At 63.4% G+C, this 17,232-nt stretch carries 21 protein-coding genes and 1 tRNA gene; 10 read left to right on the top strand and 12 right to left on the bottom strand.

Annotation, left to right across the window (positions count from 1 at the left end; genetic code table 11):
* Nucleotides 1–77 precede the first annotated feature (77 nt).
* A complete protein-coding gene (locus tag AC0J5J_RS02180; RefSeq protein ID WP_474899275.1) occupies nucleotides 78–482 on the bottom strand; it encodes a MerR family transcriptional regulator in 405 nt (134 codons plus the stop codon).
* 54 nt (nucleotides 483–536) lie between these two features.
* Between AC0J5J_RS02180 and AC0J5J_RS02175 the strand changes: the two genes are divergently transcribed.
* Nucleotides 537–836, top strand: a complete 300-nt coding sequence (locus tag AC0J5J_RS02175; protein ID WP_474899273.1) for a thioredoxin family protein — start codon at nucleotides 537–539, stop codon at nucleotides 834–836.
* 601 nt (nucleotides 837–1,437) lie between these two features.
* Here the strand turns inward: AC0J5J_RS02175 and AC0J5J_RS02170 are convergent.
* On the bottom strand, nucleotides 1,438–3,177 hold the full coding sequence (locus AC0J5J_RS02170; RefSeq protein WP_474899271.1) for an FAD-binding protein: 1,740 nt from the start codon (nucleotides 3,175–3,177) through the stop codon (nucleotides 1,438–1,440).
* Nucleotides 3,178–3,491: 314 nt separating this feature from the next.
* On the opposite strand from AC0J5J_RS02170, the gene AC0J5J_RS02165 reads away from it, so the two are divergent.
* From AC0J5J_RS02165 to AC0J5J_RS02135, 7 genes are all read left to right on the top strand, one after another.
* Nucleotides 3,492–3,923: an SRPBCC family protein gene (locus tag AC0J5J_RS02165; protein ID WP_134423251.1), complete on the top strand. Its 432-nt coding sequence runs from the start codon at nucleotides 3,492–3,494 to the stop codon at nucleotides 3,921–3,923.
* A gap of 457 nt (nucleotides 3,924–4,380) precedes the next feature.
* Nucleotides 4,381–4,737 (top strand): Cd(II)/Pb(II)-sensing metalloregulatory transcriptional regulator CmtR, encoded by a 357-nt coding sequence (gene cmtR, locus AC0J5J_RS02160; protein ID WP_474899269.1) that lies wholly within the window; start codon nucleotides 4,381–4,383, stop codon nucleotides 4,735–4,737.
* Nucleotides 4,734–5,429, top strand: coding sequence for a cation diffusion facilitator family transporter (locus AC0J5J_RS02155; protein ID WP_134423247.1), 696 nt, complete (start codon nucleotides 4,734–4,736; stop codon nucleotides 5,427–5,429). Before cmtR ends, AC0J5J_RS02155 begins: the two co-directional genes overlap by 4 nt.
* A 400-nt stretch (nucleotides 5,430–5,829) precedes the next feature.
* Nucleotides 5,830–6,249, top strand: coding sequence for a hypothetical protein (locus AC0J5J_RS02150; protein WP_134423245.1), 420 nt, complete (start codon nucleotides 5,830–5,832; stop codon nucleotides 6,247–6,249).
* Nucleotides 6,249–6,503, top strand: a complete 255-nt coding sequence (locus tag AC0J5J_RS02145) for a helix-turn-helix transcriptional regulator (RefSeq protein WP_134423243.1) — start codon at nucleotides 6,249–6,251, stop codon at nucleotides 6,501–6,503. Before AC0J5J_RS02150 ends, AC0J5J_RS02145 begins: the two co-directional genes overlap by 1 nt.
* Nucleotides 6,504–7,091: 588 nt before the next feature.
* Nucleotides 7,092–7,274: a DUF1905 domain-containing protein gene (locus AC0J5J_RS02140; protein WP_166785449.1), complete on the top strand. Its 183-nt coding sequence runs from the start codon at nucleotides 7,092–7,094 to the stop codon at nucleotides 7,272–7,274.
* Nucleotides 7,275–7,586: 312 nt separating this feature from the next.
* Nucleotides 7,587–8,021 carry a nitroreductase/quinone reductase family protein gene (locus tag AC0J5J_RS02135; RefSeq protein ID WP_474899267.1) on the top strand — a complete coding sequence of 145 codons (435 nt, stop codon included), beginning with the start codon at nucleotides 7,587–7,589 and terminating at the stop codon, nucleotides 8,019–8,021.
* Between the two features lie 149 nt (nucleotides 8,022–8,170).
* On the opposite strand, the gene AC0J5J_RS02130 is transcribed toward AC0J5J_RS02135, so the two are convergent.
* Nucleotides 8,171–8,374, bottom strand: a complete 204-nt coding sequence (locus AC0J5J_RS02130; protein ID WP_134423237.1) for a helix-turn-helix domain-containing protein — start codon at nucleotides 8,372–8,374, stop codon at nucleotides 8,171–8,173.
* A gap of 74 nt (nucleotides 8,375–8,448) precedes the next feature.
* Here AC0J5J_RS02130 and AC0J5J_RS02125 point away from each other — a divergent pair, with 74 nt between their 5' ends.
* Complete coding sequence (locus tag AC0J5J_RS02125; protein WP_474899266.1) at nucleotides 8,449–8,838, top strand: DUF6958 family protein; 390 nt, start codon at nucleotides 8,449–8,451, stop codon at nucleotides 8,836–8,838.
* Entirely contained in the window at nucleotides 8,835–9,734 is a 900-nt protein-coding gene (locus AC0J5J_RS02120) for a DNA-3-methyladenine glycosylase family protein (protein WP_474899264.1), read from the top strand. The genes AC0J5J_RS02125 and AC0J5J_RS02120 overlap by 4 nt, the downstream gene beginning before the upstream one ends.
* 220 nt (nucleotides 9,735–9,954) lie before the next feature.
* Here AC0J5J_RS02120 and AC0J5J_RS02115 read toward each other — a convergent pair whose 3' ends face one another.
* The 9 genes from AC0J5J_RS02115 to AC0J5J_RS02075 all read right to left on the bottom strand — a co-directional run bounded on the left by AC0J5J_RS02115 (nucleotide 9,955) and on the right by AC0J5J_RS02075 (nucleotide 17,168).
* Nucleotides 9,955–10,809: an SDR family oxidoreductase gene (locus tag AC0J5J_RS02115; RefSeq protein ID WP_474899263.1), complete on the bottom strand. Its 855-nt coding sequence runs from the start codon at nucleotides 10,807–10,809 to the stop codon at nucleotides 9,955–9,957.
* Complete coding sequence (locus AC0J5J_RS02110; protein WP_474899261.1) at nucleotides 10,809–11,210, bottom strand: MarR family winged helix-turn-helix transcriptional regulator; 402 nt, start codon at nucleotides 11,208–11,210, stop codon at nucleotides 10,809–10,811. The genes AC0J5J_RS02115 and AC0J5J_RS02110 overlap by 1 nt, the downstream gene beginning before the upstream one ends.
* A 50-nt stretch (nucleotides 11,211–11,260) precedes the next feature.
* Entirely contained in the window at nucleotides 11,261–11,893 is a 633-nt protein-coding gene (locus AC0J5J_RS02105) for an NAD(P)-dependent oxidoreductase (RefSeq protein ID WP_474899260.1), read from the bottom strand.
* A gap of 193 nt (nucleotides 11,894–12,086) precedes the next feature.
* The gene (locus AC0J5J_RS02100) at nucleotides 12,087–13,205 is read right to left on the bottom strand and encodes a sensor histidine kinase (protein WP_474899258.1); all 1,119 of its coding nucleotides are present in this window, start codon (nucleotides 13,203–13,205) and stop codon (nucleotides 12,087–12,089) included.
* Nucleotides 13,202–13,894, bottom strand: a complete 693-nt coding sequence (locus AC0J5J_RS02095; RefSeq protein WP_474899256.1) for a response regulator — start codon at nucleotides 13,892–13,894, stop codon at nucleotides 13,202–13,204. Before AC0J5J_RS02095 ends, AC0J5J_RS02100 begins: the two co-directional genes overlap by 4 nt.
* 88 nt (nucleotides 13,895–13,982) lie before the next feature.
* The gene (locus AC0J5J_RS02090; protein ID WP_474899254.1) at nucleotides 13,983–14,243 is read right to left on the bottom strand and encodes an SHOCT domain-containing protein; all 261 of its coding nucleotides are present in this window, start codon (nucleotides 14,241–14,243) and stop codon (nucleotides 13,983–13,985) included.
* A gap of 56 nt (nucleotides 14,244–14,299) precedes the next feature.
* Nucleotides 14,300–14,851 carry a hypothetical protein gene (locus AC0J5J_RS02085; RefSeq protein WP_474899252.1) on the bottom strand — a complete coding sequence of 184 codons (552 nt, stop codon included), beginning with the start codon at nucleotides 14,849–14,851 and terminating at the stop codon, nucleotides 14,300–14,302.
* A 798-nt stretch (nucleotides 14,852–15,649) separates the two neighbouring features.
* Nucleotides 15,650–15,723: transfer RNA gene (locus tag AC0J5J_RS02080), tRNA-Ile, on the bottom strand.
* 95 nt (nucleotides 15,724–15,818) lie between these two features.
* Complete coding sequence (locus AC0J5J_RS02075; protein ID WP_474899251.1) at nucleotides 15,819–17,168, bottom strand: glycosyltransferase; 1,350 nt, start codon at nucleotides 17,166–17,168, stop codon at nucleotides 15,819–15,821.
* Nucleotides 17,169–17,232 lie beyond the last annotated feature (64 nt).

The following is a 17,232-nucleotide window of genomic DNA, read 5'->3' as shown; positions in this document are numbered from 1 at the left end:
AAGTCCGAGCGTTCCTCCGAACGGGCCTCGTCGGACGAAGAGCGTCACGTTCGATCCGCGCCATTCCGGCGCGAATTCTAGGACCGACCCCGCGCGATGATGTGGCAGACGCTGCCTGCTTCGCAGTCGGCCGGGTCGAGGTCCTTGCTGGCGCTGAGCAGGTGGTGCAGCTCTTTCTCGAGCAGCACGAGTTCTTCTTGCCTTCGGTGCACGTCCTCAAGTTTGGTGGCAAGAAGGGTGGAGACGTGCTTACAGGGAACGTCACCTGCTTGCCGAACGGTGATGATGCTGCCGATTTCGGTTAGCGTCAAATCCGCCGTCTGGGCGGAGCGGATGAATTGCAGGCGAGAGAGCGCCGCTTTGTCATACTGGCGGTAGCCATTCCGATCACGCGCGGCGGGAGGCAATAGGCCGCGGCGTTCGTAGTATCTGATGGTCTGCGGCGTCACGCCGCTCGCACTGGCAAGGTCCCTGATCTGCATCCTTCCATTCCACCACTTGACCTTGCAGCGTGGTGCAACGTTTACCGTGAACACATGGATATCACACTGCAGTACTTCGATGGTTGCCCGAACTGGACAATCGCGGCCGAGCGGCTCGCGGTGATCGCGGAAGAGCGCCCCGGCGTCATCGTGAGCCGGCAGCTGATCGAGAGCGTGGAGGACGCGGAGGCGATCGGCTTCCGGGGATCGCCAAGCATCCTGGTCGACGGACAAGACCTCTTTCCGGGCTTGTCGGCCGCGGCGGGACTCGCCTGCCGTATTTATGCCACCCCCAACGGGTTGGCCGGCGCCCCGACGCTGGAGCAACTGCGCGAAGCGATCGCTGCAGCATAAGCGGCATCCGTCCGGAATATGGCCTTTTCGACTTTGGTGGCGAATTGGCCGGCTCTTTGCTTCCTGGATCTACGGTCGATGACGAACTATCCACGGAGGAAGGCCTGCGCGCGCTGGATCGTGATGTTGCGTCGCGTATCGGTGACCGGGAGATTCTTGCAGATCCGCATGAGGGAGACGGGATCGATGAGCCCGGCTTCGACTAGCGCATCCACAAACTCCAGGTCCTTTTCGTCACCGCGAACCAGCTTCGCGGCACACAGGTCGTGTGGATCGAGGCATCGGGCCAGTGCCCCGTTGGGACCGTCTGGTGCCAGCTGAACGGGTGTACTCCGCATCGTCCCTGAGCGTGCAATGTCGACCTCTTCCGGCTCAACACCCCCTCATAGAACTCGGAGTCGCCCAGCAACAGGAGAGGCCGGCATTCAGCGTGGTGATCTCCTGCGACCCTCAATTTCACATTGAGGCACCCGTGTTCCGCACCCGGTACGCCATCATTCACGGCCGAACCCGGCGCACCGGCCCCAGGGCATGTCTGCAATCGGCGAGCAACTCACTCCCGCCACAGAAAGACTTTAGCTCTGCGGCCATGAGGGTTCCTCTATTCCAGCAACTTGCCGACCTGGGTGACGTCTCCCATGAGGGCCGCGATCTCTGCTCGCACCGGCGGGATCTGCTCGTGCGCGATCGAGCCGTCGGCCGACCACACCAGGTTCACCTGCAAGGCGGAATCCATGTGCGGGTAGTCACTTCGGTTGTGGGCGCCGCGACTTTCCCGACGTTCCAGAGCACAGGCGAGGGTTGCGCGCGCGGCCATGAGAGAGGCACGCAGGTCGAATGCGTGTGCAAGGCCAGAGAAGCCCGCGACATCCGGATGCACTCCGATTCGGGTCTGACGATCGTCGAGGTCGTCCAACTGGCGCAGTCCTTCCAGTAGCCCCGCTTCGTGGCGCACCACTCCGCCGAAATCCGTCATGGTGTTGCGGATGTCGCGCTGCAAGGCGCGCACATTCTCCTGTCCGTCCGAGGCGAGAGTGTCAGTCACCTCCCGCTCGGCTGCCTGGACGGCGTCCTGTGATCGATTCTGAGAGGTGATACCTGCGCTGTACTCGGCCGCAGCCTGGCCGACAATCCTGCCGAACACGAGCAGCTCAATGAGCGAGTTGCCGCCAAGCCGATTGGCTCCGTGCAACCCGCTGGACGCCTCGCCGATAGCGTACATCCCGACGACATCGGTGGAGTGGTCATCCGGTCGCACCCACACTCCGCCCATGGAGTAGTGCGCGGTCGGAGCGATCTCGATGGCGGTGGTAGTGACGTCGAGTACCTGCAATTCGAGCATGGTCTGGTAGACGCGGGGCAGGCGCGTCATGATTGTCTCGCGGGGCAAGTGGGAAATGTCGAGCAGCACGCCGCCCTTCGCGGTGCCGCGTCCCTCCTTGATCTCGGTGTACGCGGCGAGGGCGACCCTGTCGCGGGTGGACAGTTCCATGCGCTCGGGGTCGTAGTTGGCCATGAACCGCTCGCCGAGTGCGTTCCGCAGAACCCCGCCCTCGCCTCTGGCGGCCTCGCTGATCAGGGTGCCTGCGGCATTCTCCGGTTCGAGGATGCCACTTGGGTGGAACTGAACCAGCTCGGCGTCACGCAGCCGACCGCCGGCATCCACTGCCAATTTGAAGGAATCGCCCGTGTTCTCGTCCCGGCGGCTCGATGTGCGGCGCCAGATGCGGTTGTGTCCGCCGGCAGCAATGATGACTGCGTCGGCGATGACCGTCACCCGGCTGCCGTCGCGCAGGTCGAAGCCATAGGCGCCGAACACCACGTTGTCACGCACGAGGATGCGGGTGATGTACACCGAATCCAGGATGGGGACCTCAAGCTGGGAGGCACGGGCCACAAGGGTCCGTTGGATTTCAAGCCCGGTATAGTCTCCTGCGAAGGCGGTGCGACGGTATTTGTGGGCGCCGAAGTAACGCTGACTGATACGCCCGTCACTCTCCCGCGCGAAGGGCATTCCCCATCGCTCGAGGTCCTGGATGCCGCGGCCCGCGTTCTTCGTCACTATCTCGGCCGTGTAAGGATTGGCGAGAAAGTAGCTCTCCTGGATGGTGTCTGCAGCGTGCTGCTGCCAGCTGTCCTCGGCATCCATCGTTGCCAGGGCCGCGTTGATCCCGCCCGCCGCCAGCGATGTGTGCGCGTCGTTCTTTGGGCGTTTACCGACGGCGAGAACGTCAACTCCGCGTTCGGACAGCTCGATCGCGGCACGGAGGCCCGAACCGCCGGTGCCGATGACGAGCACGGAGGTAGAGATTCGGCGACCTGTGAGGGTGTCGTCTGACATGAGGAGGCCTTCCCTGGGAAATAGAACGGAGCCACACCGACCATGGCGTTCTAAGCGAAGTTAGCTCGCGTCGCTGAGCATTCGCCCCGATGACACGGGGGTTGGCTGCGTGCGACCAGCGTCTCCAAGATCAGGGTGAGTTGGGACCTCACGAAGTCCGAGGTTCATCAGAAATCTCCGTCAGGGATCTCCACGGGAAGCGAGTAAACCGGAATGAGCTTTGGTGGGCCATGGCCACGGCCGGACTACCGCGACGGTGCCGGCGTACTGTACCGTTCAGCCGGGTCCTGCGATCAGCTTGAGGAAGGAACTCGATGATTCGATCAGAGTCCAGCGTTGAGGTGCCGCGTTCGGCAGAGGATGTCTTCGCTTTTCTGGCAGACGGCACCAATAACGTCAAGTGGCGAAGCGGCGTGCACGCGATCCGTCACGTTCGTGGACGGGGAGTGGGCGCTGAGTTCGAGCAGCTTCTCACCGGTCCGGGTGGAAGAACAATGCGTGCGAACTACCGCGTGGTCACGTCTAAGGAACCGACCCTGCTTGAGTTCGAGGTCACCGCCGGACCGGCCCGGCCTCGAGGGTCGTTCACGATCACCACTGTCTCATCTGCCTCATGCCGGGTCCTATTTAAGATCGAGCTTGAGCCACAAGGCGTGATGAAGTTTGTGCGAGGGATGATTGAAGCGCAAGTGGCCGCGGAGGTCGCCGCAATTCAGAACCTGCCCCGGGCGATGCGCAACGCGTAGCCCGGCTTCGGGTTGTCATTTTCCATTCACGATTACGCAGATATCAGTACACGCCTGCACAACCGGCGAGGTGGATAGATGACAGCCTCACAGGCTCATGCCGCCGGACAGTGATTGCCTGTCGACGATCCGACGAGTGGTGGCCGCAGCGATCCCGTATCGGACAGTAACCCTCAACGCCGCAGCAGACGTGCCCAGGTGTTCGTCGAGGAAGCACGGTAACTGTGCAACGGTCCGTTGCGCATTTGTATTCGCCCAGCTGCTTGGGGCGCTACCGCAGCGCCAGGTGCTTTCAGGGTAAGCGGCGCATGGAATTGCTTTCTGGCTCGGGATCCAGCAACGTAGCCAGGACGCTGAGCTGTTTCACTGCAGTTGCCTTAAGCAAGGGAAGGCGCTCCTCACACATCTGGCTGATTCTGGGACCTGCTCAATACAGCGTGCGATGTATAGTCATCACATGCTGACTATTGCTACTCGTATCGATGTGATGAACCGGCTTGGTCGCGCAATGGCGGACCCGACTCGCTCGCGCATTCTCATGACCCTGTTGGACGGGCCGAGTTACCCGGCCGTGCTGTCCCGCGACCTCGGCCTTAGCCGTTCAAACGTGTCCAACCACCTCACGTGCCTGCGAGATTGTGGCATCGTTGTGGCGGCACCTGAGGGGCGCCAGACTCGCTACGAAATCGCAGACCCTCACCTGGGGCGGGCGCTGACAGCGCTGGTGGACGTGACGCTGGCCGTTGACGAAAGCGCAGCCTGCGTCGACCCGGCCTGCTCGATCGCCGGATGCTCCGCGGAGACGACCCGATGACCGTCACAGTAACCGACGCCCGCCGAGCGGTCCTGCACCGCCGAGTACGATTCATCGTCGCCTTCACGATCACCTACAACGTGATCGAAGCGGTCGTGGCAATCTGGGCCGGCACGCTGGCATCCTCCGCTGCACTGATCGGGTTTGGTCTCGATTCCATCGTGGAAGTGCTCTCGGCTCTAGCCATAGCGTGGCAGTTCACCCGCAAGGACCCGGAGCGTTGGGAAAAAGCGACCGTGCGCGCGATCGGGATCGCGTTCTTCGCCCTAGCCGCGTACGTCATCACCGACTCCGTTCTCTCGCTCACCGGGGCTCAGGACGTCGACCACAGCCCGCTCGGTATCGGCATTGCGACCCTCAGCTTGCTGGTCATGCCCCTGCTGGCCTGGTTCGAGTTCCGAACCGGCCGCGAACTCGGCTCCAAGAGCGTCATGGCCGACGCCAAGCAACTCGTGCTGTGCATCTACCTCTCCGGCACCGTTCTTATCGGTCTGCTGCTCAACAGCCTGTTCGGATGGGAGTGGGCCGATTCCATCGCGGCCCTCGTCGTTGCTGTTCTCGCGATCCGGGAAGGTTTCGAAGCGTGGCGCGGTGACGTCGAGTCACCATTCGAAGTTCTCAGCGAAATGGTTGAGGATGACGATGACAACGACGAGCAACACGAAAACAGCGTCAGCGACCGACGCAGCTAGGCCATTTTCGGCCCAGAGAGAAAGCACCGGCCCCGTGAAGACCATCACCAAGATCAACATCAGCGTTGCCGCCGCCGTCCTCCTGGCTGCGGCAGTGCCTAGGCACGGTGTTCTCTGAGGAGTTCGAGCACCATCAGTTCTGTGTGCGCGACCTCAACGTCATCGAGACATCAGCCGCCGGTTAGTGCCCCTCCCGCACTGAATTTGCACCGCGTGAAGATGCCGTGCGGGACGGTGGGCGCTGTCGCGTTCCCATGCCCCGCGGCCCTATGATGTCCGACCTGCCTAGGTGCGCACAATCAGGTACGGGCTCCGCACTATGTAAAGAATTATTGACTCGTCGGGCTCGCGCCGCTATTCTCAAAGTCAAAGATTATTGACACGAATGGCGGTTGGCAGCATGAGCTTCCAAGAGAAAAGCACTCTGGCGATGACGGGGATCCTGCTCGCGGTCTTCGGATGCTATTTCGCCCTCGTGCTCGGCGAGGTCTCCCGCTCACCGCTCCGTGATGTCACCTACAAGGGCCTGATGGTCCCCGTGGTCGTTGCTCTGGTGGTCCTGACAGCGGTGGCGCACGCGGTGATCGCGGCGACGGCTCCGGCGGACGCCGACGCAAACGACGAGCGAGACCGGAGCATCGGGCTTCGTGGCGGCCGGATCGCGGGGTATGTCCTCGCCGTCGGCTGCGTCTGTGGGCTCACCCTTGCCATGGTGGAGGCAGACACATTCTGGATCGCCCAGGTCCTGCTCGGCGGCCTCGTGCTGGCGGAGTTGACCGAGGGTGTCAGCAAGTTGGTCCTCTACCGGCGCAGCGCCTGATGACGAAACCGACGCGCGTGTCCAATAGGATCGCGGACCTCCGGGCCCGGGCGGGAGAGATGAGCCAACGCGAGCTGGCCACCCGTATCGGCGTGACCAGGCAGACGGTCAATGCCATCGAGCTGGAGAAGTACTCCCCTTCCCTCGAGGTCGCCTTCAAGATCGCCCGGGTTTTCGATGTGGGGCTGGAGGATGTCTTCCATTACCCCAGCGGCGCGGCCGCCGCGCTGCCGCCCGCCGGCGGAGTTTCTTGACTCCTTCTCAGTGAGATCCCGGGACAGCGGTCAACCGTCGGCCTGGACGAGGGCAACCGCTGCGACGCCCCATGCTTGCCCTGGTCGACGAGCTCCGCCGCACCCGAGGAACCTGCCGACGGCCGGTCCCGGCCTGCGGCCAGCGCCGTTCAGATTCCACCCTGCGCGCCGGGGCGTCAGCCGGGCGGCGGCTTGGACATCCCGAACTCGTTGACCGGATGTCCCGGAGGCTTCGGTTTGTGCTCTGCCGGGCAGTGCACAATCGCGTTCGGGGTTCGTCTTGCGAGCTGCTCCGGATGTTCCCTCTTGGCCAGGCAATCGACGGCGTGTTGCCCCGACCGACCACGCGGTCGTAGGCTCGCGCTACGTAGGGCCCTCAGGTGTCCGCGAATCGAGGGGTGGTCGACATGGAATTCAGTGCTCTTTTTTGGTGGAACTTCTGGGTGGTTGTCCAGGTTCTCGTTGTGGTTGGGGTCGTCGTGGCTCTGGGGCTTTTCATCCGCTGGGGACGGCGCAAGAGCGCCATTCTTGAGGCGGGCCAACCCGCGGAAGGTCACGGGCCCACTGCCGGTAAGTAGCGGACCGGGCGTGGTACTTGGCTTCGGATCGGTGAAAATCGCGGTGGCCATCAACGAATCGCACTGGGCGACATCGCTTTTCTTCAACAGCGACGATGGTACGTTCATCCTCTTCGTGAAGAAGGCGATCCGTCAGGCCGAGGGGGTCGGCGCCGGAGACCCGGTCACGATCGTGTTGAAGCTCCTGCTCTGAGCTCAGCCGCAGACCGGGCCCGGACGGGCCGATGGCCGGCCACAGACATCCGTCGACGACCGGTCAGGTTCCATTGCTGCATCCCCGGCATACACACGAACGACCGGCCTGTCGCGAGGATCGAGCCCGTTTTTCGGCCACTGCGGCTGGGACACAAGACACTTTCACCGCACGGAAGCGGGGTCTACAGTCACGCGCAGCAGGTCCGATTCTTATGAAGCGACCAGGGAGAGCGGGAACACTCGACGAAAGGCGGCCAACGAATTGGAGATCAGCGGCAACTATCCGGGAGCGAGCAGGCGGACGCCGCGCTTGCAGCCCCGATGGTTCATCGTACTTTTCTGGAAGGCGCACCGGGCCCTGGTCCGGGTCACCGGGGGGCGCCGCGGCCTGTGGCGGCCGCGCGACAAGACCTGGGGCGCACTGAGGCTGACTACGATCGGGCGTCGTAGCGGCCAGGAGCGATCCGTGATCGTCGGGTACTACGAGGACGGTCCGAACCTGGTGACCATGGCGATGAACGGCTGGGGCGAAGCGGAGCCCGCATGGTGGCTGAACTTCCAGACGCATCCGAAAGCTTGGGTCCAGCTCTCCGACGGGACCCGCCAGGTCGTCGCCCACGCCGCAACCGGTGCGGAACGGGACCGGCTGTGGGACCGGTGGCGTTCTCTGGACAAGGACCTCGACGGATACGCCCGTCGTCGCCCAACAGAGACGGCCGTGGTGGTCCTCGAGCCGGTGACGTGAGTTGATGGCACCGAACGTGCTGATCGGAAGTCGTGGTCGTCCGACCATCAGTGCTCGCCCCCTCGACTGCTCAAGGATAATTCGGGCTCGTGGAGGCCGTCCAGCCATCGGCGCACGTCGGAGACTCGATAGCGGATCTCCCGTCCAACTCAAATGCCGGACGGACCGCGACCGTCGGTACGCAGGTCATAGATGGCCTGCACCTGCACGCCGAGATACTCGGCGAGTTCGCTTGTCGTCAGTACAGGCTCAAAACCGAGCCCTGTCGACGTTCCCAAACGCCACCCCCAGAGACTCTTAAACTTAGGCGAATCGACGCCGAATCTGCGCCCATGGACGTTCGTGAATGGCATCGCTGGGAAGCCTTTCCCGGGGCACATTCCTGGATCCTGTTGTCGTACAGGCGAGAGTGCGTAAATGATGAACTATGAGCTCCGACCCCCACTCCGCCCCGGTCCCGGATAGTGCCTGGCTGGCTGACGATCTCGCCCGTGAACGCGGCCGGGTGGAGATCTTCAACGCCACCCGCCCCGGCGGCCTGGACGGTTGGACCATGGACCTGCAGCAGTACGAACTGGTGCGCACACACATCCTGGCGGTCCTCGCCACCCCGGACCGCTCCGACGGCACCGTCCTGCTGAAAGACCTGGTGGCATCCACCCAGGACCACCTCGGCGAACACAGCGCCTTTCCCAAAGGTCGACTGCGCAACTACTGCACGTACACCAAGGTCGACCTGGAAGCACGTGGACTCGTCGAACGAGTACCAGGCAGCAGCCCACAACGCGTCCGCCTCGTGAACGCACCCTCCCCATGACCGACCTGACCCTGCCCACGGGAGACGTGAACCTCGCCACCTCCCTCGCACCGTTCCTCATGCTGGCCCGCGACCCCACTGTTCGGCTCTCCCCTGGTCTGTTCGAGCGGGCCACCCTCACTCCTGAGGGGCCGGGGACGATCGCCGTCACCTGGGACCCTGCCCGGCCCGAAGCTGTCGTGCGCACCCACGGCGACGGGGCCGGGTGGCTGCAGCGCCAGGCCCCCGCGATGCTCGGCCTGCTCGACGATGTCACCGGCTTCGCCCCCACGACCGACCCGCTACGAACCCTGTGGCGCCGCCACCAAGGCGACCGGGTCACCGCTTCCGGCACCCTGTGGCACGACCTTGCGTGGTTTATCGTGCAGCAAAGAGTCACCCGCGGCGAAGCCGCAGCCTCATGGTCTCAACTGGTCAACACCCTCGGCTCCCCCGCCCCAGGGTCGGCAGACCTGAATATTCCGCCCTCGCCCGCCGTCATCGGCCGGCTGACCTATGACCGGCTGCATCAGTTCGGCATCGAACGCCAGCGAGCGGAGAACCTCATCGCGGCGGCGCGCTTCGCCTACCGCATGCACCAAGCACCGTGGCCGGACCAGGAAACCACTCTCACTGGCCTGGGGATGGTGCGCGGCGTCGGTCCCTGGACACGGAGTTGCCTGTCGACATTCACCTGGGGATCAGCGGACACCGTCATCACGGGCGATGCCGGGATCCCGTCCCTGGTCACCTGGCTCCTCGCCGGCGAACGGCGCGGCGACGACGAGCGGATGCTTCAGCTGCTGGAGCCATACCGTCCCCACCGTTACCGCGTCATCCGCCTCGCTTTCGCCAGCGGCAGCAGACCGCCCCGCCGAGCACCGCGTACCCCCGTCAACCCCATCCGTAGCCGCTAGCGCGTCAGACCGACCGGTCGGTTTTCATATAGAAAAATTGCATGGATTGTCGGTCACTTTTCCTCAACGCCGCTGCGCGAGTGTCAAAGGGCGGACTGATCCACCATTTTCCTTCGCGCGCGGCTCTTGTCCAGGGCTTGGCCATCGGGCCGTTGCAGGAAGCCGTCTCTCGGTGGGAGGCAATGGTTCAGAAGGAAACGGGTTTCTCGACTCCATTCGATCACCCCCACACCGACCTGTTGTCGAGGGCGAACTGACGGAGGGTGATGGCCGGTTGTCCGGTCAGCTTGCGGATCGAGTGGTTCGGGAACGCGGAGATGTTCAGCCGCACCACGCGGTGGATCATCTTCTGCACCGCGATGTAATCCTCGGGGAGGTTCTCCGCAGCCAGCTGAGCGAGGTACTGGTCTTCGCTGGGCCTGGCGTACCTGATCGGTCGGCCGAGCACGTCGGTCAGGATCGTGGCGACCTCTCGGTAGGTGAGGCTCTGCTCGCCGGAGAGGGTGTACTTCTTTCCGACGTGGCCGGGCTGGGACAGGGTCGTGGCGGCGACCTGCCCGACGTCGCGCGCATCGATGAAAGCGGTTCTCGACCGTCCCGCGGGAACGAAGATCTCACCGCGTTCCCGGATCGGGCCGGCATAGGTGGTGGCGAGGTTCTGCATGAAAAAGTTCGGGCGCAGAAACGTGTACGGGCTCCGAGTCTCCCGCAGGTACTGCTCAACCGCGTGGTGGGGTGTCTTGCGGTTGGCTTGCACGCCCTGCAGGGACAGGAAGGCGATCTGCCGAATCCCGCGTCGGTTGGCCGCGTCGATCACCGGGAACAATGTCCGCTGCACGTCGGCGATCGCCGGCGGTCGCATCAAGAAGAGGCGGTCCGCTCCCTCCAAAACGTCGTCCAGCTGCGCGGGGTCGGCGTCGAAAGAGAATTGCCGGGTTACTGCCGGGTGTGGGATCCGGGCGGAATCGGATTGATCGCGGATGCCGGCGATCACGGGTTGCCCGAGCCGGAGCAGATGTTCCATCACGGCCGAGCCGACCGTTCCGGTCGCCCCGGTCACGAAGACCGCACCCATCAGGAGCCGCCTTTCACCTGCGCGAGCAGCCCGGCAAGGTCGGTCAGTGCCTCGTCCGTCAGCGTGTCAAACCAGGGCGCGCAGCGTTGAATAGCAACGCTCTCGAACGTCTCGATCTGGGCTCGCGCAGAGGTGGTGAGCCGAAGGAGCCGCACCCGCCCATCCTGGTCGGAAGCGAACTGCTCCACCATGTCATGCTCACGAAGCTGGTCCAGGAGTTGCGTGACGGCACCTGGGGTGACCTGCAACAGTGCGGCGAGCTGACCCGGTGTTACAGAGTCCGGCGCGTGAGCGAGGAAGAAGAGGACATCCAGCTGGGTGCGAGTAAGGACCGTGCTGCCGAACGGAGTTGACCGCGGGTTCGCCAGCGACCGTGACAACCGAATGACCGCCGCCAACACCTCCCCGACCTGACTCGACCGGTGAGATGTGAGCACGGGCGCGGATTGTGTCATGCGCTGATGAACGGCATCTGCCCGATGAAGGTGCGGTCTTCCGCTTGGGTGAGGATGAAGTCTGCGAGATCATCTCGACTGATCTGGGTGCTGGCATCAACACCCACCCAGCCCACCCGGCATGTGCCGGTGCCAGCTTTCTCGGTCAGCCGCGGACCGCGGACGACCGTCCACTCCAGCCCGGACGCCGTGAGCACCCGAAGGTGCTGCTCTGCGTCGGCGAGGACATGCCCGGACAGGGTCTTCAGCAAGAACCTGATGATGCGATCGGCGGGACCAGGTCGGTCTGATGGAGCGGATAGACCGCCGCCGGACAGGGTGACGATCCGCTTCACGTCGTGCCGCCCCATGGCATCCACGATGAGTTGGGTGCCCTCGGCCTGCAGCGTCGGCGGCGAACCTTTCACCTGCCCGAACAGGCTGAGCACGACGTTTGAGCCCGCCACCGTCTGATCCACAGCAGCCGAATCCAACACGTCACCGCGAATAACCGTCAGAGCCGGCGACGTCGTTGCAAGCCTGGCCGGATCACGCACCAGAGCCCGCACCTCAAATCCCGCGGCAAGAGCACGTGTCAGCACGCGACGCCCGGTCCTGCCGGTTGCACCGAACAAAGCAATCACTGTCATGCCATTTAGTTTAGTTGCTAAACGTTATGACCGGGTACTACGCCTACGAAGTGGTACGACCAAGCCCGACGTTTGACGGCGTGAGTTCCCCGAGCACCGTGAGTACCTGCACGTATCCCAGTCGGTCCACACCAAATGGAAACAGCTTGTCCATGCCACATTGGCTGATGGAGCCGGGAAGGAGACAGCAGGGTCAGTCTGATCTGGCGGTGGAACTCAGGGGCACCACGACCGTGAAGCGGGCTCCCCGTCCCGTCCCTGCCGATGAGACCGTCACGTCCCCGCCGTGCGCACGCGCGACCTCACGGGCGATCGTGAGACCAATCCCCGATCCGGCGGAGCGGCGAGCCTGTCCTGGTACCCGGTAAAAACGCTCGAAGACACGCTCCGTGTCTTCCTCGGCCAGGCCCACTCCCGTATCGACCACGACAACCTCACCACGACCCCCGGAGCCCTGCGCAGTGATCGTGACGGCACCGCCCGCCGGGGTGGCAAGCAAGGCGTTGCCGAAAAGGTTGGTCAGAACCTGGGTGATCCGGTCCTGGTCCACGTGCACGGGCAGTGGCGTGTCAACGTTCAGTGTCAACGCCACGCCCGCATCGTCGAATTGCGGTGCGAGCCGGGTGGCCGTGCGGCGAGCAAGATCGGCAAGGTCCGCATCGACTGGATGCAGGTCGAGCCGCTGTTCCTGAGCGCGCGACAGGCTGGACAGGTCATCGGAGAGGCGGTGCAAGCGGCGCAGCTCGTCACTGAGGGAAGCGAACGTGTCGGGGCCGGCGGGGAACACGCCATCGATCAGCCCCTCGACGTAGCCGTCCAGGACGGTCAGGGGGGTTCGCATCTCATGCGCGACCTCACCGAGCAGCCGGGTTCGCCGGGCCTCCGTATCGGCCAGGGCCGCAGCCAGCGTGTTGACGTCGGTGGCCAGCGCGGCCAGTTCCGGCTCGGAGGGGACGGGAACCCTGCCCCCATACTTTCCGGCGGCGATCAGCGTCGTCGCGGCCCGCACCGCGTTGAGGGGGCGAAGTAGGCGCCCCGTGACTGCCGCGGCCACAAAACCTGCGGCGATCACGCTGGCCAGCACCCCGACTATCAGCGCGGTCGTGAGAGCGGACAGGAAGGCGGAGCGCACGCTGGTCGCGTCCATCGCCCCCATCGACATGCCGGTGCCGTCACTGTCCATCATCATGCCCAGCCGGTCTTCGAATAGTCGAGGAGCAAGCAGAGAGATGGTCAGATAGGCCACCAGCCCGCCGACCACGGCAATAGCGGCATAGGAGATGAACAGGCGCAGCGAGAGGCGCATCTTCATCGGGGCCCAGCCACGAACTTGTAGCCCACGCCCCGCACGGTGGCGATCAAGTGTGGATCGCCGGCATCGTCGCCGAGTCGCGCGCGCAAACTGCGGATGTGGACATCGACGACGCGCTCGTCGCCGTAAAAATCGTAGCCCCAGACTTTTTCAAGCAGTTGTGCCCGGGAAAACACTCGCCCGGGCTCGGTGGCGAGTGCGGCGAGAAGGTCAAACTCCAGGCTCGACAGCCCCACTAAGGCTCCATTGACCTCGACCTCTCGGTGGGCCGGCTTGATGGACAACCCGTCGAAACGAAGCAGGGCATCTCCATCGGTCCGGTCCCCTCGATTGTCACGACGCAGCATCGCCTTCACTCGGGCCGTCACCTCGCGCGGGCTGAACGGCTTGGTCACATAATCATCCGCACCCACACCGAGCCCCACGAGCTTGTCGACCTCCTCCGCCCTGGCCGTGACGAGGATCACGTACGCGTCGCTGAACCCGCGCAACTGACGAAGCACCTCCAGCCCGTCGATCCCCGGCAGCATCACATCCAGGAGCACGAGAACGGGAGGGTCTTTGCGGAGTCTCGCAAGCGCCTCGGTGCCGTCCGCAGCCTCCGCGACCTCATACCCTTCCGCTTCCAGGTAGCCACGCAGGACGGTCCTGATCTGTGCCTCGTCATCGACTACCAGGACTTTCTGCATCGCTCACCTCTTTCCCCTGATTATCGCTGCCGACAGGCACTGTCTCCGCATTGCGCCCAGAAACTCGGCGAGAGCCCCCCCGCAGGCCCTACCTTTCGAGGACCTTCAACCGCTCTCGATATTCCGTTTCATTCAATTCACCCTTCGCGAAGCGATCATCGAGAATTTGACGCGCCTGACTGCGCTCGCCTTCCCCTCGGCCTGCCGGAAAACCTCCGCGCGACACACTGCGATCCGTTCCACCAGCGAAAATCCGCACAATCCAGACAACGAGGAGGATGACTGCGACGAGCATGAGCAGCCCTACCGGCCACCCCCACGCCATGTTGTAACCGTTTCCCCACATCATTTCTTCTGCTCCTTCAGTTCTTGTTCACTTTTGGACATTGAGGCAATCCGTGGCGGTCAGGTCGTCGCCATTCCAGGGCCCATTCCAGACCCCATTCCTGAACCCGTTCCGGCTCCCGAGTGCATGCCCATTCCCGAACCTATGCCCATCCCCTCACCTGGGGTGTGGGTCGCGTCCAGCATCGTGTCGATGCGGCTCTTCATCTGTTCCGCGGCTGCCGCCCTGTCATCAGAGGACAGAGTGCTGTCGGAGTCGAGATTGGTCCTGAGCTCCGAGACCATCGCGTCCTTGAGTTCAGAAACCGATTTGCCCTGAGCTTCGGTGACATCCGCGAGGGACTCACCCGACTGCAGCCGCTCCTGCAGCTCCGTCTGGCTCAGACCGAGGTAACTAGCGACTGCGATCATGGGCGAACTCTGTCCGAATCCCATGCCGGCCATGTGACCGGTCTCGTGGTCGCCAACTGTTGACGCGGTCGTCGATGACGCCTGGGGAATCGTCTCATCACCGGTTGAGGCCTGCGCGGCGGTAACACCACCAGTGACAAGCGCCCCGACAAGCCCGAGTCCTGCAATACCAGCGGTCATGTTCTTCCGATTCAATTTCATCAGTCTCAACACCCTTCACGTTCAGCCACCAAGTTGGTGTCTACACACCAGCATGCAGACCGCGCATGAAGCTCCAGCCTCCGAGAGTGTGAAGGTTTGATGAAACGCCCTGACCTGGCTCCAACTGCTCCGCCCAGCCCCCTGCCGAACTGGTGAATCCTGCGGCCGTGCACCTGGCTACCGACCTCAACTCACGGAGCTCGAGATCAAGCAAGATGAGCCATTCACGGGCCGAGAGCACACTAGGGCATCCCCGACCACCCCAACCGGGTCGTGCATGTCATCGACGAGCGGCCAGATCCGTCGGGCGCGGCCGAACAAACGTCACATAAACGTTGTGCGCTTGCCGCCTCAGTGGGTTCAGGAATTCTTGACTCGCCGACCTGCACCAATACCAACGAAATTTCGTTTACTTGAGGAACATCAGCAGGCGCCGCTCAACAACAAACAGTGCGTTTTGGCCGAGAACGCCCAAGTTTTCGGGGCCACCCACGATCCTCGCCAGATCCCCCCAGGCGGCGAACTCCCGGAACGTCAGGCTGGCGGATGCTGCGCGGCCCCATGCGAAACAGCCAACGCAGGATCCGACAGGAGGTCCTGGCGGCCATAACCCAATCAATAAACGGTGCATGTACGTGGGGACCATGGAGTCGGGCCTAAGCCGCGAAGACAAGAGTCCCTGTTCAGTGGGTGTTTCCCTGTCGGGCCGAGAGACTTGAACCCACATCCAAGTACAAAACGATTCGAATCTCGAAACGCATGCGAATTTGAAAGTGCCGATCAACGCATATTTTAATGTAGGGCGGCCGGGACTTGAACCCGGGACCGACGGATTATGAGTCCGCTGCTCTAACCAGCTGAGCTACCGCCCCAAACGCGCATCTGGTAGATGCGCAGAACAACTGTCGGTGATCGAGGAGATCACCGGGTCCCACGATACAGGCCCGCGAATGGCTCGACTGCGCAGCTACTCCCCCGACTGCGCGGCAGCCTCTGATGCCACAGCGTCGATCGTCGGCTCACCGCGATACAGCGACTCAAAGGTACTCAGAGTGCGGTTGATGTCGTGCGCACCAATAAGGCGAAGTGACTCGCGTTTGAGGGCGTCCAGGTCGTCCGGTGCGGCAGTCAACACGGTCGTCAGCTTGTCCGCGAGATCCTGGGCATTACCGGGTTCAAACAGGTAACCGTTCTGGCCGTCGTGCACAAGATGCGGCAGAGCCATGGCGTTGGCCGCCACGATTGGCAGGCCCGAGGCCATTGCCTCCATGGTCGCGATGCTCTGCAGTTCCGCGATCGATGGCATCGCGAAAACAGTTGAGCGGGTGTAGGCGGTCGCCAGCTCGGCATCCGTCACATAACCGGTGAACGTGACCCGACCGCTCAGCCCCAGGGTCTGCGACAGGTTCTCCAGGTTGCGCTTCTGGTCCCCGCCGCCCACGATCTCGACCTTGACGTTCAGATCGGCTGCAAGCAGAGCAATGGCATGAAGCAGCACATCGATCTGTTTCTCGCCGGTCACGCGGCCGACAAAAAGGATGCGATTCTCGGAGCGGGGCGCGAAGCTCGGCACATAGTTGTGAGCATTGATGCCGCAGGAGATGGCCAGCACGCCCTCGAGACCGGTGTAACGCTCGAGGAACTGCGCGGCGCGCAGGGTCGGCGTCGTCACGGCCTCGGCCCGGCCGAAGGTGCGCCGAGCCGCACGCCATGCGCCCTTGATGATCCGATCGTGCAACCCCTTGGGCACCAGGGTGAACTCGAGCATGTTCTCCGGCATGAAATGGTTCGTGCCGATGATACGGATTCCCCGCTTCGCCGCCTCGATCGTTACGGCACGGCCCACCATGATGTGAGACTGGAAGTGCACGACATCCGGCTTGAAGGTGTCGAGGATGCGGCGGGTCTCCCGCGGGATGAACCACGGCAGCGCGTAACGCAGCCAATCGTGCGGGTACCAGCGCCAGCTCTGCAGACGGTGCACGACCATCGGCTGGCCCTCGTGGACCTCGGTCCAGGTGCCGAACTTGCGCGATGCGGCCGGCGCCATGATCTGTACCTCGTGACCGCGGGCCACCATCCCGGCCGCTAGACGCTCAGCGAAGCGCGCCGCACCGTTCACGTCCGGGGCGAAGGTGTCCGCCGCGATCAGGATCCGGAGCGGCTTCTTGGACACCGGCGCACTGAGGGTCGACTCGCTCGGCAAATCGGTCGAATCTGACAAAAGACACTGTCCCAACGTATGTGAGCCGGAGTTCGTCATCCGGCAGGTATTCATGTTTTCGACGGCGCGTACGCTGACGAGGTCTTCTAGCACCTTATTCTAAACCGTTCCCACAAACCCCATTGCGGCAACGGCGCGCCAGCCCCGATGCCAGTTG

It is taken from the genome of Cryobacterium sp. TS_SC_7 (assembly GCF_056156285.1).
Note: the sequence above shows the minus strand (reverse complement) of the source record. Positions and strands in the feature narration are given on the sequence as shown.

Excerpts from the sequence above, each read along its gene's own strand:
- AC0J5J_RS02180 (WP_474899275.1), bottom strand. The coding sequence starts at position 482 with ATGCAGATCAGGGACCTTGCCAGTGCGAGCGGCGTGACGCCGCAGACC.
- AC0J5J_RS02175 (WP_474899273.1), top strand. The coding sequence starts at position 537 with ATGGATATCACACTGCAGTACTTCGATGGTTGCCCGAACTGGACAATC.
- AC0J5J_RS02170 (WP_474899271.1), bottom strand. The coding sequence starts at position 3,177 with ATGTCAGACGACACCCTCACAGGTCGCCGAATCTCTACCTCCGTGCTC.
- AC0J5J_RS02165 (WP_134423251.1), top strand. The coding sequence starts at position 3,492 with ATGATTCGATCAGAGTCCAGCGTTGAGGTGCCGCGTTCGGCAGAGGAT.
- cmtR (WP_474899269.1), top strand. The coding sequence starts at position 4,381 with ATGCTGACTATTGCTACTCGTATCGATGTGATGAACCGGCTTGGTCGC.
- AC0J5J_RS02155 (WP_134423247.1), top strand. The coding sequence starts at position 4,734 with ATGACCGTCACAGTAACCGACGCCCGCCGAGCGGTCCTGCACCGCCGA.
- AC0J5J_RS02150 (WP_134423245.1), top strand. The coding sequence starts at position 5,830 with ATGAGCTTCCAAGAGAAAAGCACTCTGGCGATGACGGGGATCCTGCTC.
- AC0J5J_RS02145 (WP_134423243.1), top strand. The coding sequence starts at position 6,249 with ATGACGAAACCGACGCGCGTGTCCAATAGGATCGCGGACCTCCGGGCC.
- AC0J5J_RS02130 (WP_134423237.1), bottom strand. The coding sequence starts at position 8,374 with ATGCCATTCACGAACGTCCATGGGCGCAGATTCGGCGTCGATTCGCCT.
- AC0J5J_RS02125 (WP_474899266.1), top strand. The coding sequence starts at position 8,449 with ATGAGCTCCGACCCCCACTCCGCCCCGGTCCCGGATAGTGCCTGGCTG.
- AC0J5J_RS02120 (WP_474899264.1), top strand. The coding sequence starts at position 8,835 with ATGACCGACCTGACCCTGCCCACGGGAGACGTGAACCTCGCCACCTCC.
- AC0J5J_RS02115 (WP_474899263.1), bottom strand. The coding sequence starts at position 10,809 with ATGGGTGCGGTCTTCGTGACCGGGGCGACCGGAACGGTCGGCTCGGCC.
- AC0J5J_RS02105 (WP_474899260.1), bottom strand. The coding sequence starts at position 11,893 with ATGACAGTGATTGCTTTGTTCGGTGCAACCGGCAGGACCGGGCGTCGC.
- AC0J5J_RS02100 (WP_474899258.1), bottom strand. The coding sequence starts at position 13,205 with ATGAAGATGCGCCTCTCGCTGCGCCTGTTCATCTCCTATGCCGCTATT.
- AC0J5J_RS02095 (WP_474899256.1), bottom strand. The coding sequence starts at position 13,894 with ATGCAGAAAGTCCTGGTAGTCGATGACGAGGCACAGATCAGGACCGTC.
- AC0J5J_RS02090 (WP_474899254.1), bottom strand. The coding sequence starts at position 14,243 with ATGATGTGGGGAAACGGTTACAACATGGCGTGGGGGTGGCCGGTAGGG.
- AC0J5J_RS02085 (WP_474899252.1), bottom strand. The coding sequence starts at position 14,851 with ATGAAATTGAATCGGAAGAACATGACCGCTGGTATTGCAGGACTCGGG.